Annotated in this window: 16 protein-coding genes; 8 read left to right on the top strand and 8 right to left on the bottom strand. The window is 69.6% G+C overall.

Features of this window, described 5'->3' with window-relative positions:
* The first annotated feature begins 26 nt into the window (after window positions 1-26).
* Entirely contained in the window at window positions 27-1,568 is a 1,542-nt protein-coding gene (locus tag AB0I81_RS54695; RefSeq protein WP_360676586.1) for an SMI1/KNR4 family protein, read from the top strand.
* On the opposite strand, the gene AB0I81_RS54690 is transcribed toward AB0I81_RS54695, so the two are convergent.
* Window positions 1,540-2,202, bottom strand: a complete 663-nt coding sequence (locus tag AB0I81_RS54690; RefSeq protein WP_360676583.1) for a response regulator transcription factor — start codon at window positions 2,200-2,202, stop codon at window positions 1,540-1,542. The two genes, AB0I81_RS54695 and AB0I81_RS54690, sit on opposite strands and share 29 nt — an antisense overlap.
* A 63-nt stretch (window positions 2,203-2,265) precedes the next feature.
* On the bottom strand, window positions 2,266-3,519 hold the full coding sequence (locus AB0I81_RS54685) for a sensor domain-containing protein (RefSeq protein WP_360676580.1): 1,254 nt from the start codon (window positions 3,517-3,519) through the stop codon (window positions 2,266-2,268).
* A gap of 304 nt (window positions 3,520-3,823) precedes the next feature.
* Here AB0I81_RS54685 and AB0I81_RS54680 point away from each other — a divergent pair, with 304 nt between their 5' ends.
* Complete coding sequence (locus AB0I81_RS54680) at window positions 3,824-4,705, top strand: CPBP family intramembrane glutamic endopeptidase (RefSeq protein ID WP_360676577.1); 882 nt, start codon at window positions 3,824-3,826, stop codon at window positions 4,703-4,705.
* On the opposite strand, the gene AB0I81_RS54675 is transcribed toward AB0I81_RS54680, so the two are convergent.
* Complete coding sequence (locus AB0I81_RS54675; protein ID WP_360676575.1) at window positions 4,687-6,225, bottom strand: hypothetical protein; 1,539 nt, start codon at window positions 6,223-6,225, stop codon at window positions 4,687-4,689. The two genes, AB0I81_RS54680 and AB0I81_RS54675, sit on opposite strands and share 19 nt — an antisense overlap.
* A gap of 155 nt (window positions 6,226-6,380) precedes the next feature.
* Between AB0I81_RS54675 and AB0I81_RS54670 the strand changes: the two genes are divergently transcribed.
* A complete protein-coding gene (locus AB0I81_RS54670; protein ID WP_360676572.1) occupies window positions 6,381-7,043 on the top strand; it encodes a response regulator transcription factor in 663 nt (220 codons plus the stop codon).
* Entirely contained in the window at window positions 7,040-8,191 is a 1,152-nt protein-coding gene (locus tag AB0I81_RS54665) for a HAMP domain-containing sensor histidine kinase (RefSeq protein WP_360676569.1), read from the top strand. Before AB0I81_RS54670 ends, AB0I81_RS54665 begins: the two co-directional genes overlap by 4 nt.
* Here the strand turns inward: AB0I81_RS54665 and AB0I81_RS54660 are convergent.
* Window positions 8,175-8,927, bottom strand: coding sequence for a GntR family transcriptional regulator (locus AB0I81_RS54660; protein WP_360676566.1), 753 nt, complete (start codon window positions 8,925-8,927; stop codon window positions 8,175-8,177). The two genes, AB0I81_RS54665 and AB0I81_RS54660, sit on opposite strands and share 17 nt — an antisense overlap.
* Window positions 8,928-9,031: 104 nt before the next feature.
* On the opposite strand from AB0I81_RS54660, the gene AB0I81_RS54655 reads away from it, so the two are divergent.
* Both AB0I81_RS54655 and AB0I81_RS54650 read left to right on the top strand, forming a co-directional pair.
* Complete coding sequence (locus AB0I81_RS54655; RefSeq protein WP_360676563.1) at window positions 9,032-10,162, top strand: adenosylhomocysteinase; 1,131 nt, start codon at window positions 9,032-9,034, stop codon at window positions 10,160-10,162.
* Entirely contained in the window at window positions 10,159-10,704 is a 546-nt protein-coding gene (locus AB0I81_RS54650; protein WP_360676560.1) for an NUDIX domain-containing protein, read from the top strand. The genes AB0I81_RS54655 and AB0I81_RS54650 overlap by 4 nt, the downstream gene beginning before the upstream one ends.
* Window positions 10,705-10,892: 188 nt before the next feature.
* Here the strand turns inward: AB0I81_RS54650 and AB0I81_RS54645 are convergent, their stop codons facing one another.
* Entirely contained in the window at window positions 10,893-11,186 is a 294-nt protein-coding gene (locus AB0I81_RS54645; protein WP_360676557.1) for a hypothetical protein, read from the bottom strand.
* 55 nt (window positions 11,187-11,241) lie between these two features.
* Here AB0I81_RS54645 and AB0I81_RS54640 point away from each other — a divergent pair, with 55 nt between their 5' ends.
* On the top strand, window positions 11,242-11,778 hold the full coding sequence (locus AB0I81_RS54640; RefSeq protein ID WP_360676554.1) for a GNAT family protein: 537 nt from the start codon (window positions 11,242-11,244) through the stop codon (window positions 11,776-11,778).
* 84 nt (window positions 11,779-11,862) lie between these two features.
* On the opposite strand, the gene AB0I81_RS54635 is transcribed toward AB0I81_RS54640, so the two are convergent.
* The 3 genes from AB0I81_RS54635 to AB0I81_RS54625 form a co-directional block, all read right to left on the bottom strand.
* Window positions 11,863-12,270, bottom strand: coding sequence for a PIN domain-containing protein (locus AB0I81_RS54635; protein WP_360676552.1), 408 nt, complete (start codon window positions 12,268-12,270; stop codon window positions 11,863-11,865).
* The gene (locus AB0I81_RS54630; RefSeq protein WP_360676549.1) at window positions 12,255-12,515 is read right to left on the bottom strand and encodes a type II toxin-antitoxin system prevent-host-death family antitoxin; all 261 of its coding nucleotides are present in this window, start codon (window positions 12,513-12,515) and stop codon (window positions 12,255-12,257) included. The genes AB0I81_RS54635 and AB0I81_RS54630 overlap by 16 nt, the downstream gene beginning before the upstream one ends.
* A gap of 122 nt (window positions 12,516-12,637) precedes the next feature.
* Window positions 12,638-13,042: a nuclear transport factor 2 family protein gene (locus tag AB0I81_RS54625; RefSeq protein ID WP_360676546.1), complete on the bottom strand. Its 405-nt coding sequence runs from the start codon at window positions 13,040-13,042 to the stop codon at window positions 12,638-12,640.
* A gap of 61 nt (window positions 13,043-13,103) precedes the next feature.
* Between AB0I81_RS54625 and AB0I81_RS54620 the strand changes: the two genes are divergently transcribed.
* On the top strand, window positions 13,104-13,700 hold the full coding sequence (locus tag AB0I81_RS54620; RefSeq protein ID WP_360676543.1) for a helix-turn-helix domain-containing protein: 597 nt from the start codon (window positions 13,104-13,106) through the stop codon (window positions 13,698-13,700).
* Window positions 13,701-13,901: the final 201 nt, after the last annotated feature.

Raw genomic sequence — 13,901 nt, 5'->3', positions numbered from 1 at the left:
GGTGGGAGCGTGTAGAACTGACCGGCATGAACGATCAGCGCGACGACGCCATGACCGAGGTGCTGCGGGGCATGGCCGCGAAGATCGCGGCCGGCGCCCCGCAGGGCTGGCGGCGAGGGTGGGTGCACGCCTACCGCGGCCCGTCCTCCTCGGGGCAGCGCGGCATGGGGTACGAGCTGTCGGACGGCACCACCGACGGCATGCGGTTCGGCCTCGGCGACCTGAACCAGCTCTACCAGCTGAGCGACGCCTCACCGGAAGACCTGATGGTGTGGCTTGCCGTCGAGTCCTCGGGCCGGTTCGAGGCGGTGACCAGCCAGGCGATCACCGAGGACCACTCGGGCCGGCTCCTGTACGTTCTGCGCCCGGACACCCTCCCCCGCGAACCCGGCGCCGACCAGGACTCCCCGGCGAACCCGACCCCGGCGGGCGACCCGGAAGAAGCCGTCCGGCTGTTCCGCGAATACGTGCGTAAACGAGCCGACATCCTCGGCGAGGCGGAAATCCTCCCCGCCCCGCTCGACCCGGCCGAACGGACCGCACTGCTCGACGCCTTCCCCGGCGGCCTGCCCCCCGACCTCCTGGCCCTGTACGGCGAGGCCGACGGCGACGACGAGGTCGCGCTCTTCCACGGCCACGAGTGGTTCGGCCTGGAGCTGACGACCACCTTCGTCCACCATCGGCCCGAACGGCGATGGCAGGACGGTCCGCTCTGGTCGACCCACGACCCCGAGCCGTGCGGCACGATCCGGCGGCAGTTCGGCAGCCCGAACTGGATCCCGTTCGCGACCAGCACCGGCGGCGACTACCTGGCCGTCGACATGGACCCGGGACCGGCCGGCCGTCCCGGCCAGGTCATCCGCGTCGGAATCCACTACGACGGCCGGCCCGTCTACGTCGCCGACTCCGTGACGACCATGTTGCGCCGGCTCGTACGGGCACTCGAACGGGGCGACTACGAGACCGACGAGGACTACCTCGACGTGCACGCCACGCTTCCGAGCTACCTGGACGACAGCCGTACGCACTGGCGCGGGCACGCCCCGATCCCCACGAAGAAGGCGCGCAGGCTCCAGTCCCTCGTGGTCGACAAGGCGCGCGACCTCGACCTGGAACCGGTCCGCAGCGCGCCCAACCTGACCATGGTGACGTTGTTCGGCGAGGGCCCCGTGGACCTGCGTCCCCTGCGCGACGCGCCGGTCGAGGCGCTGCGGCTCGAACTGGACGCGGTCGATCTGAGCCCGCTGACCGGACACCCGACCCTGCGGACGCTGACCCTCCGCACCCGCGAACCCGTCGATCTCGCCGTGCTGCCTACCTTCCCGCGCCTGGAAGGGCTCGAACTGGCGGAGGCCGCCGTCGAGAACCTCGCCGTGGTCGGCGAGCTGAACGGGCTGCTCTCCCTCACCCTCTCACCCGACCAGTGGCGGCTCCTGGGCGAACCGCCGCCCCTCGCGGCGGCCGGGCTGGGCGGCGACTCCACTCCGGCGCAGGTGAATGAGTGGACGGCCCGCTTCGACCCCACCGCCTGCCGGTACTTCACGGGACGGTACGACTCTGGTTGTTGAGGTAGGCCAGGACCGCCAGGACCCGGCGGTGGCCGCCGCTGTCGTCGGCGGACAGGCCGAGCTTGGCGAAGACGTTGCCCACGTGCTTGTTGACCGAGCTCTCCACGATGAACAGCAGCCGGGCGATGGCCGTGTTGTCATGCCCCTGGGCCATCAGCCCCAGCACTTCGCGCTCCCTGGGACTGAGGGTGTCGATGGGGTCGTTGTGCCGGTGGGCGAGCAGCTGGGCCACCACCTCTGGATCCATGACCGTGCCACCGGCGGCCACCCGGCGCAGCGCGTCCAGGAACTCCTCCACCCTGCCGACCCGATCCTTGAGCAGGTAGCCGACGCTGCCCTGGCCACCTGCTAAGAGCTGGGTGGCATAGACCAGCTCCACGTACTGGGACAACACCAGCACCGGCAGGTCGGGCCGGTCCCGGCGGGCGGCCAGGGCGGCGCGGATGCCCTCGTGGCGGTAGGTCGGCGGCAGCCGCACATCGACGATGGTGACGTCGGGACGGTGCCGGGCGACGGCGGCCACGAACTCGTCCCCGTCGGCGACCGTGGCGGCCACCTCCATGCCCGCACGGGTCAGCAACAACTGCAGGCCCTCGGCCAGCAGCACGTTGTCCTCCGCGATCACAATCCGCACGACAACCTCCCGCTGTCCTCCGCGATCACAACCCGCACGACAACCTCCCGCTGTCCTCGGCGATCAAGACCCGCATGGCAGGCTCACGGTGATCGAGGTCGGCCCGTCCGGCGGGCTGATGACCTGCACGGTGCCGTCCAGCGCCGCGATGCGCTGGCGGATGCCGGTGATGCCGCTGCCCCCGGACTCGTCGGCCCCGCCACGGCCGTCGTCGGTGATGCTGGTACGCAACCAGCCGCCGGCCTGCCGGATCGAGACCGTGGCGGTGCCGGCGTCGCTGTGCTTGGCGACGTTGGTCAGCGCTTCGGAGATGGCGTAGTAGGCCGCGGCCTCCACGGCGGCGGGCAACGTGCCGAGCCGGCCGAGATCGAGATGGGTGGGCACCGGGGACTGGGCGGCCAGCGCGTGAACCGCGCCGGCCAGCCCGAGGTCGGCCAGGACCGGCGGGTACATGGTGCGGATGATCGTGCGCAGCTCGTGCATGGCCGTCTCGGCGCTGTCGTGGGCCTCGTCGATGAGACGCGCGAGCAGGCCGGGCTCACCGGCCAGCTCCTGCTTGGCGATGCCCAGGCGCATGGCAATGGCGACCAGGCGGGCCTGGGTGCCATCGTGCAGGTCGCGTTCGATCCGGGCGAGTTCGGCACCGTGGGCGTCGATGGCGTCGGCCCGCGTCTGGGTGAGTGTCTCGACCCGTTCGGCGAGTTGCTGCGCGGCCGGACGTGCCAGCAGCGCCCGGGTCAGGTGGGCGTGGCCCCGGGCCAGCGGCGGCACCGCCACCAGCCCCAGCGCCACCATCAGGGCAAGGTTGAGCAGGCCGAACCCGATCGCGCTGGGCCAGTTGTCCAGCGGAACCCCGGTGAGCAGGTGCACCGGCTCGTCCGGAACCCACCAGAACAACATCGAGACCACGGTGAGCGGCGGGCCGACCGCGACCACCAGCGCCAGGGCGGCGAGCGGCAGGCCGATCAGCATCTGGATCAGGCTCCACGCCAGGTCACGCCAGGTGGTGCGGTCGGTGAGCATCTGCCGCAGCCGCTGACCGGCGCTCCCACTCAATGGCTGGTAGCGGGTGGGAATCGTGGTGGCCAGAAGGCCGCCGGCCAGCCGCCGATGCCAGTCGGTCCAACGACGTAAGGCCAGCAGCACCCACGGCAGCGCCAGCAGCCCCAGCCCGGCGATGATCGTGCTGCCCGCCGCCAGCAGCACCACCGACAACAGCACGAACGTCCCCGCCGCCGAGGGGATCGTCCAGAGCAGATACCCCAGAGCCCGCCCTCTCGGCGCCCACCGCTGCCATCGCTGCCGTCGAAGTCCCACAGTCGCCGTTCCCTGGGTCGGTGTGCCTTCGGTCGCCGTGCCTTGATCAACGCTCTGGTGACAGTGTGCCGCTCGACGACGGACCTGCGTAGTGCAGCCAACTGCACCTTTCCGGCGGGCACCAGCACGCTGTCCACCCCTCACCAGGCGGCCGTAGCGTCCCGCCCAGCACTTCACCGTCACAGGAAGGTGGCCCTGTCCAATGGACCGACCCCGTGTTCACCCCGCACCCCCCGACCCGACCGCCGGCAGCTCCGAACCGCCGGATCCAGCCGTCCCGCCGCGCGTGCCATGGCGAGAGGTCATGATCTTCCTTGCGATCGCCTTCGGCGTCTCCTGGCTGCTGAAGGCACCACTCGTCTTCGGCTGGCTCGACCCCGGCCCCGGGCTGGCAGGCACCGACGCCGGCCCGAACGCGCTGGCAGTGGCGGCCGGCTCGATGCTGGCACCAGCCCTCGGCGTGCTGGTCGTGACCCGCTGGCTGCACCGTCCTCCAAGCATCCCCCTGGCCACCGGCCTGGCACCACTACGCCCACACGGCCGGCTGCTGGGCTACTGCCTGCTGGCGCTGGTGCTGTTCCCCGCACTCAGCCTGCTGACGCTGTTAGTGGCCGCCCCGCTGGGCCTTTACCACTTCGACCTGGCCAACCTGTCAGGCATGCGCGAGAGTCTGGGACTCGGCCCGACCGTCCCGGTGGCCGGAACGGCACTGCTGGCCGCGCTCCTGATGTTCCTCCCCGGCCTGCCGCTGATGTTCGGCGAGGAATGGGGCTGGCGCGGCTACCTGGAACCCCGCCTGCAATCGCTGGGCCTGCTGCCAATGGTCGCCATCAGCGGATTCGTCTGGGGCATCTGGCACCTGCCGGCCGCCTTCGTCGCCGACCGCGACCCGCTGATCTGGGTGACCGCGTACCTGATCGACTGCACCCTGCACGGCGCCCTGCTCTGCTGGCTACGACTACGCACCCGCACGATCTGGCCCGCCGTACTGGGCCACGGCGTCATCTCCGGCTTCCCCGGCCCCGTGCTGGCCATCTGGCTGTCCGACGCCGACCGGCCCTATGACGCCTTCGCGGTGGAGTCCCTCGGAGGCTGGATCAGCTGGATTCTCAAAGCCGCGTTGATCGCCCTGCTGTTCCTGGCGGGCCGCTTCCGGCCGGTCCGTGATCACGAACGCGCTCCCTGACGACTGGTCGGGCGGGTCAACTGCTCCTTCCTGCGGTGTACGGCCGTCGCCGCCGCGAGGGCGAGGGCGGCATATCCGCAGGTCACGGCCAAACCTGCCCATGGCGGGAGCGGGTAGTAGCCTCCGAGCAGCGACGGGATCACGTCCACATGCGCGAACGTGGGGACGCTCTGCGTGATCGCGAACCCGGCGGCGGGAGTGATCGTCAGCAGCCACGGCGCCAGGCCCGCCATCGCCAGCAGGTGGGGCACGACGACCAGCGCGATGGCCAGCCCGATGGCGATGACGGCCCGCTTGACGAGCGCGGCGAGACCCAGGGCAAGCACGGCGGCGGCCCCGGTCAGCGCCGCGTAGCCAACGATCACCCGCAGCTCGGTAGCCCAGGTGATCGGCTGGATCGGGTTCTGGTTGGCCCGCAGGATCGCCAGGCCGACGGGCACCACGACCCCGGAGGCCACCAGCCCCGCCACGAACGCCACCGCCCCGACCACCACGGCCTTGGCCGCCGGTGACCGCGGCTCGTCCGGCGGATTGGTCCCGGTCGGCCCGTGCCGGCGTTCCGAGGTGTGGAACAGGACCCCCGCCACGAGCACCGGGATCAGCCCCAGAGCCCCGCCGATCAGCATGAGGTCGGCGCGCAGACCGCCCTCCACCGTGGCGGGCCCGATGTCCCCGGCCCCGGTCACGATGAGCTTGCCGTCAGACTCGACGACCCCGCCCGGATGATGCGGTGTCCTGCCGTCGGACTCCATCTTGACGCCGACGTCGTCACGCCGCCACGAACCGTTCGCGCCTTGCAGCGTGATCTGGTCGAAAGTGGCGGTGACCTGGGCGAATGCCTTCGCCATCTGCCACAAGGAGCCTGGCGAGGCGGCGAACAGCCCGATCTCGACCGTCTGCGGCAGCCCGGCCAGCCCGACCGTGCCGACCTCGGTCCACGTCTTGCCGTCGTCCGACTCGTAGCCGGTGATGGTGTCGCCCGACCTAGTCAGCCGCAGCCACTGCGGGCCGTTGTGCGGGCCACCGGCCACGTCGTGGGTGAAGTTGTGCTGCATCCGCACACCGTGATCTCCGGTGAGCATGACGGCGGCGTACGGTGTCCCCTGCGCGAGGCTCTGCCTGACCAGAAGCCCGGCCTTCGCCCACGGCACCACCCCCTCCTGGACGTTGCGCGCCCCGGGCACGACGTCCGGCAGCCGCATTTGCCCGGTTATGTCCGACACGCGGGCGGTGATGCTGCCGTTCCCCTTGAGCGGCTGATGTACGAAGTAGTACCTGTCGCTCACCGCCGTACCATCGGGACCCACCAGAGGCGCGGGGCAGGGGCCCTCGCCCTCCCCGGTCACGCAGGTGCTGCGGGCGCCTCCGGCGACCAGCAAGCCGAGCGACACGGTGACCAGCACGGAGGCCGCCATGGCGACCGTTCGGCCCCGCGCGGCACGGAACGTCGCCCACTCCGCGCGCAGCGCCTGTAAGAAACCGGCCCGCCGGCCGGATCTGTAAGCCGTTGATGGACTCATGCCGACGGTTGTACGCGACCCTCGGTTCCGGCACGGTCGCAGCCGCTGCGACCTGGCTGGAACCTGGGATCTGGCATTGTTGCCGGCATGGCACCTCGACCCGGCGGCCGGTCGGACCATCGTCCCGCCCGCACGACGACCGGTGGTGAGTGGCGGTGAGAGTCCTCGTCGTCGAGGACTTCGAGGTCCTCGCCCGCTCCATCGGAACCGGGCTGCGCCGCGAGGGCATGGCCGTGGACGTCGTACTGGACGGCACCGCCGCCCTCGACCGCCTCGCTGCCACCCGCTACGACGTGGTGCTCCTCGACCGTGACCTGCCCGGCGTCCACGGGGACGAGATCTGCCGGCGACTCGCGCACGACCGCCGCGAGACCCGCGTCCTGATGCTCACCGCCTCCGGCACCATCGAGGACCGCGTGGACGGGCTCAGCCTCGGCGCCGACGACTACCTGCCCAAGCCGTTCGCGTTCGCCGAACTGGTCGCCCGCGTCCGCGCCCTGGCCCGCCGCGCCTCCCCGCCGCTGCCGCCCACCCTGACCTGCGGGGACATCACTCTCGATCCGGCCCGCCGGATCGCCTCCCGGGCCGGTCGGCGCCTTGAGCTGAGTCCCAGGGAGTTCGCCCTGCTCGAATGCCTGCTCGCCGTGCCCGGCCTGGTCATCTCCGCCGAGGAACTGCTTGAACGGGTCTGGGACGAGGCCGCCGACCCCTTCAGCAGCGCCGTCAAGCACACGATGCACCGCCTACGGGCCAAACTCGGCGACCCACCGGTGATCGAGACCATCCGCGAAGCCGGCTACCGCATCGGGCCATCATGACCTCCCGGCAACCCACCAGAAGGTCCCTGCGGGCGCGGCTCGCACTCGCCTACGCGGCGGGCATCTACGCCGCCGGAGTCTTCGTGGTCGTCTTCGTCGACCTCCCGCTCGCCAGCATCCAGGCGACCATCCCCGCGGACCGCCCCGCCGCCAGCACGATCACCGCAACCGACCCCGGCCCCGGACCCGGGATCAGCCTCCACCAACTCCTCACCGGATCCGCCATCGCCCTGGCCATCCTGATCCCCATCGCCCTGGCTCTCGGCTGGTACGTCGCCGGCCGTTTCCTGCACCCCCTGCGCACCATCAACGCCACCGCACAGACCATCTCCGCCGGAAACCTCCACCAGCGCCTGGGCCTCGGCAACCCCACGGACGAGCTGACCGAACTCGGCCACACCCTCGACGACCTGTTCGCCCGCCTGCAAGCCTCCTTCGACGCCCAGCGCCACTTCGTCGCCAACGCCTCCCATGAACTGCGCACCCCGATCGCCGGCCTGCGTACCCTGCTAGAGGTAGCCCTCGCCGACCCCGACGCCGACGCGGACACCCTCCGCTCGGTCTGCCAGGAGGCCCTCACGCTCGGCGGGCATCAGGAACGACTCGTCCAGGCACTGCTCGCCCTGGCCACCAGCGAACGCGGCATCACCCGCCGGGACCCCCTCGACCTCGCCCGCGTCGCCAACGATGTCCTCACCTCCCGCCGTAACCAAGCAGCGGAAACCGGCATCGACCTAACCGAGCACCTGACGCCCGCGGTCACGACCGGAGACCCGAAACTACTCGAAAGCCTCGTCGCCAACCTCATCGACAACGCCCTCCGCCACAACCACCCACCCGGGCAGGCCGAGGTCACCACCCAGACCACCGGCACGCAGGCGACCCTCACAGTCACCAACAGCGGCCCACTCATCCCCGACGACCAGATCCAGCGCCTCTTCCAGCCCTTCCAGAAACTGACGCCCGACCGCCACGGCCACCGCGACGGCCACCGCGACGGCCACCGCGACGGTTACGGCCTCGGCCTCGCCATCGTCCAGGCCGTCACGCAAGCCCACCACGCCACCCTCACCGCCGCCGCACGCCCCGAAGGCGGCCTGTCCATCACCGTACGGTTCGCATCCGCACAGGTCAGACGTCGCGCCTGATCGGGTAGCGAACCTCGAAGCGGCTCGCGTCCCGGCGGGTGACGTTCACTTCGACGACCCGCCCCTCAGCGCTACCAGCGGTGGCGATGGCGGTACGCGTGACAGTGAGCACCGGCACTCCCGGCCCCAGCCGGAGCAGCCGCGCTTCGTCAGCGCTCGCGGCCCTGGCTGCGATCACGCCATGCCAGTCGAGCGGACCCCAGCCGAGTTCACCTTCCATGCGGTCGTAAATGCCACCAGAACCGGTGTCGGCCTCGGCCAGCACGGTCCCGGCGGCCAGGTCGGCAGGCAGGTAGGAAGTGGCCAATTGGACGACACGGCCGGTCTCAGGTTCTCCCATCACCCGATCGCGGATGATCACGAGCTCGCCGGTCTGCAGCCCCAGCAGAGCAACGACATCGGGCGGACACGGCCCTTGACCCACTGTGGGAGGTTGCACGGGGCGTAGATCTTGCACGGTGCGGCTGAAGTAGTAACCAAGCTCGTCGCGGTACACGTGCGTGTCAAGGGCGAAGGGCTGCCGCTCGGGATGCTCCCGGACAGTGGTGCCGCCCCTGCGAACCGGGAGCACAAGACCCTCGGCAGTGAGCTGAGCGACCGCACGGCGAATGGTGGTCCGGCTACAGGCGAATTGCTCCTCTAGCTGGTCCTCAGTCGGGATCTTGGTGCCGGGCGGATAGGTGCCTGCGGTGACGGCCTCGCGCAGGGCTTGAGCAACTTCATGCCAGCGCGCCATTTCTCCTCCTTTGCGTAGGGGCCATTACATCACTATCTATTGAAGGTTAGGTCCGTCCAGTGGACACTCCAGATTAGGTAGCTACCTATTCCAGAGGAGGCACTGTGCTAGAGGACTTCGAGCGAGGGCGCGTCACCGCGTTCTTCCGCCGGGTCGCTGACGCCATCCCCGTCATCGACCGGCCCTCAAGCCTGGCCATCACGCACCTGCTCGCCGAACGACCGGCATTTCTGGAAGGGGTGGCCCGCCTCTCCAACATCGCGGCCGTCCTGCCCAAGCCGCGGTCCGTCAACGAGGCCGCACTTCGTGAGGTCCGCGTCAGCCTGCAAGTGGACGCCCTCAACCGCGGGCTGTTCGCCGACCCCGAATCGGCCCTGGCCTACGTCGAGTCCCGCGCCCCCGGAAGAGACCTGGTCCTGCTCGATGTCGGCGGCTACTTCGCCCCGACGTTGCAGCATCTGCACACTCATTTCACCGGCCGGCTCATCGGCGTGGTGGAAGACACCGAGAACGGGCACCAGCGTTACGCCGACCTCGACAAACTGCCCTGTCCCGTCTTCAGCGTCGCCCGCTCCCCGTTGAAGGACCCCGAAGACTATCTGGTCGGCCAATCCGTGGTCTTCTCCACCGAAGCCCTCGTCCGCAGTCGCGACGACATCCTCAACGGCCGTCCTGCCTGCGTCATCGGATACGGGAAGCTGGGCCGCAGCATCGCCGCCATGCTGCACGCCAAACACGTGGGCGTCACCGTCTACGACATCGACCCCGTGCGTCGCGTGCAAGCCCTGTCCCAGGGCTATCGAACCGCCGCCACACTGGCAGAAGCGCTGGCCGGGGCCGGAATCGTGGTCTGCGCCACCGGCAATTTCGCCCTGCGGGAAGACGACTTCGCCCGCGTCGCCAACGGCGCCTACATCGCGTCCGTAACCAGCAGCGACGACGAACTGGAACTGTCAGCACTCAACGGTCTTCACGCGCGAACCCAGATAGAACCGCACGTCACCCGCTACGCCCGGACCGGTCACTACTTCTACGTCCTGGCCGACGGCAATGCCGTGAACTTCCTTCACGGTGCGTCGGTCGGGTCATTCATCCTGCTGGTACAGGCGGAAATCCTCGCCGGGCTCGCCCTTCTGGCCAGTGCGAGCCACGATCCGGGCATGTGGGAAGTTCCGCGAGAAGTCCGGCAGTCGATTGCGGGGACCTGGCTGACGTACTTCCATGAGGGGTCATGACCGTAACCCGCCAGGAGATCAGCGTCGTCCTGGAGCGCTACCTCGCCACGTACCCTGACCGCACCCCCGACGTTGCTCGCTTGACGGCAGCGCTCGGCTCAGCTCAGGACCTGGCCTCGCGGAAAACCTTCCCGCTGCACGTCACCTGTAGTGCCGCCGCCATCGACGCCACCGGACAGGTTCTCATGATCCACCACCGGGCGCTGGAGCGCTGGCTGCTCCCAGGCGGGCATGTCGAACCCGAGGACCGCAGCCTGTACGGCGCAGCCCTGCGGGAGCTGGAGGAAGAGACAGGCATCCCATGGCAACACGCCGTCTCCCCACCCACGCACGATGTCATCCCCGTAGACATCGACGTCCACGAGATCCCCGTCAACCCAGCCAAAGACGAGCCGGAACATCTGCACGCCGACTTCCGGTATGCCTTCTGGGTCAAGGACAGCCAGATCTCCATCCAGTTGGACGAGGTGACCGCCTTCGCCTGGCGTTCCCCTGCCGATCTGCCAACCCCACGACTGGCGGCCAGCGTCGCGGCCATTTAGGGCAAGGAAGCCCTAAGGCCCGAGAAGAACGGCACCCGCGGCGGAAAGCACCGCTGACCCCGCAGAATTCAAGCGGCCAACACTTCGGCCAGCAACAGTCGGATGAGGCATGGCGGGCCGCCTGGCTCGCCGTGCTCCCGCCAATCCATTTCTCATTGGCGTGCTGGGAGTTATGTACGACGGCGTCCTCATACCAGCCGGCCGACGAGCAGAACCGCGCAGGACCCGACGGTCAGCAGTCCGCCTGCGAGGAAGGTGCCCCGTACATCGGCCAGTGGCAGGACCAGCCCCCCAAGGGCGGCGCCCGCCGCGATGCCGGCGTTGTAGGCGCCGGAGTTCGCCGCGAAGGCGAGGTCAGTGCGGCCCGGCGCGCAGTGCAGCATCGCGTTCTGCGTGGTCATGAACACCGGCCCGAGTGCGCCGCCCATCAGGATCAGGAACGCCACCACCGCCACCGGATGGGGCGCGGTGGTGAAGAGCACCGTTCGGGACAGGCTTGGCTTGCCAGCTGACGGGTCGGTCGGATAGGAAGCTTGCGTGCTAAAAGGCAACACGGTCGGGCTCAGGGCCCGGCACGAGGACGACATCCCGGTTCTGCTGGCCGAGCTCTACGACGACGTGGTCACCGGTTCACGGGCCGAGGGCCGGCCGTGGCGGCCGATCACGCCCGGGTCGAAGGATCCGCGGCTCGTGGTGGACGACACGGAGCAGGGGCTCGTCCCGTTCTCGGTCGTGGAGTTGGACGGCGGCACGCTGATCGGCACCGCGACGCTGTGGGGCATCGACAACCACAACCGGTCCGCGCACGTCGGGCTGGGGCTGCTGCCCTCGGCGCGCGGCAAGGGCTACGGCACCGACGTGGTCGCGGTGCTGTGTCACTACGGTTTCGTCGTACGCGGCCTTCAGCGGCTGCAGATCGAGACGCTGGCGGACAATGTCGGGATGTTGCGGTCCGCCGAACGCAACGGCTTCGTCCGCGAGGGCGTGCTGCGCTCCTCGACCTGGGTCATGGGCGAGTTCCTGGACCAGGTGCTGCTCGGACTCCTCGTCCAGGACTGGAAGCCGACCTCGTAGGCCCACCCCGGGTCAAGTGGTGCGGCGAGATTTCGCGGGAGCCGTCGGAGCCTCGGGCGGCCGGGGTGCGGTAGTAACACCTGATCAGTAAGGCACCACTTCGGCGCGCACGCCGGGAAGGCCATAGAATCCGGCCGAGGCGTCCATCGTGACGATGGTTCTCGCCGTCGCCGCCGCCGTCGCGGCGATCAGCAGGTCGTACGCCCTCCGCTTCCTGCCTTCTTTCCGGGCATGCGCCATCAGACGCGCATGGACTCTGGCGACATCGGTGGTGTATTCCTCGACCGGGATCAACGCGAGCGCCTCATCGACGAAGGCCTGCCGATCCGGACGACGGGCGTCGTCCGCCATCTCCACTCCCATGAGCAACTCCGCGACCGTGATCGCGGCGATGGCCACATCGTCGGCGTCTGCGATCACGTCGTTCACTGCCGCCTTGCCGCGTTCCGCGGCGATGAGCACACCGGTATCCAGGATCAGGCGTCGGGCCACGTGGTCCTCATCTCGTCATCGGCCACTTCCCTGGCCGCGGCGACATCGGCCGCGAAGTCAGCGTCCACCTTCTCCGCGCTTCTGGTCAGGAATGCCTTGACCATGCGGCCTGGCGCGGTGGGAGCAGGCGCGATCACGGCGATCTGCTTCCCGCCCCGAGTAACCACGATGGTTTCGCCCCGCTCGGCCTCGTCGAGCACCGCCGCGAAACTCCGCGACGCTTCCGTGGCAGTCATCACCTTCATAGAATCAGATTATCTGATTGACGCCAAGATCGGGTGGCGTCAAGGGCGCCGTCGCACCTGTCAAGATCGCACTGGATGAGTGAGACGCGGTCTGGCCGACTCCGCGATGTGGTCGCCGCCGGTCAGGCGCCGAGCGAGGACAGGACGCGGCCCACGTCCCAGTAGGCGTGCAACGAGGAGATCCGCTCGTCCTCGATCCGGTAGACGAAGACGCCGTCGTAGCGAGCGGAGGCGCCGGTGGGGAAGCGGATGGAGACCGAGGCGACGACCGCGGCCTCGTCGCCGGCGGGGTGCACCGCGGCGACCTCGAAACGCACCTCGTTGGGGGCGACGGCGAGCTCCCAGAACCGTTCGAGGGCGGCCCTCCCCCGCAGACCGGCGCCGTGGGGATCCAGCGGGGAGCCGCCGACCGGGTCATGGAGCACGGCGTCCGGCGCGTAGCAGGCGAGCCAAGCTTCCCGGTCACCGGCACTGACCGCGCTCATCGCGGTGAGCGCGGCGACGGCCGCCGGGTGGGTGGTGTCCATCGGGTGCCTCCTCGGGAGCCCTGGTGCTTGACACGTGTCAAGCTAGAACTACGCTTGACACGTGTCAAGCACGCGATCCCGCATCCTGGAAACCGCCCGGCGGCTCATCATCGAGCAGGGCCCACGCGTCTCGATGGCCGACGTGGCCCGCGCGGCAGGAATCTCCCGGCAGGCGCTCTACCTCCACTTCGGCTCCCGGGCCAGCCTGCTCGTGGCCGTCGTACGGGACATGGACGAGCAGGACGGGATCCGCACGCGCTGCGAGAAGGCGCTGACCGGGGAGGAACCCCTTGAGGCGTTCGAGGCCTTCCTGCGCGTCTGGCTGCGCTACGCGGCGACGATCCATCCGGTGGCCTCGGTGCTGCTGGCCTGCCGCCGCGACGACCCCGACGCCGCCGCGGCCTGGAAAGATCGCATGGACGAGCTCCACGGGGGGTTCCTCGCCGCCGCCCGCCGCCTGGGAGCCGCCGGGCAGTTGCGGCCCGGTCTGGCGGCGGACGTCGCCGCCGACCTGGCGTGGGCGATGACCTCGGTCTCCGTCTGGGAGCAGCTGACGGCCGACCGTGGCATGCGCGCCGGCGACGTCGAGGAGCACCTGATCGGCGCCGTGACCGCCGCCCTCACCGGCAACCCGTCACCGCAGCCCGTACGCACCTGAGCGCCTGGCCCAGCACCAGCTCCATCGACCTGGACCCCTTGAGTACCGTCACACTCTGTCGCCACAAGCTTCGATCCAGAACCGTATGTCGTGGCTGCTGTCACTGTGGTTGATGATGGCGCTTGCGGCTTGCGGCTCGGCCTGGGTGCGCCGTATTGATCACACATCACGCCTGCAGCGGCAGCGGGTCATGCAGGGGAA

It is taken from the genome of Nonomuraea sp. NPDC050404 (genome assembly GCF_040655495.1).
GTDB lineage: Bacteria > Actinomycetota > Actinomycetes > Streptosporangiales > Streptosporangiaceae > Nonomuraea.
The sequence above is the reverse complement of the archived record's forward strand: the minus strand, read 5'-3'. Positions and strand labels throughout refer to the sequence as shown.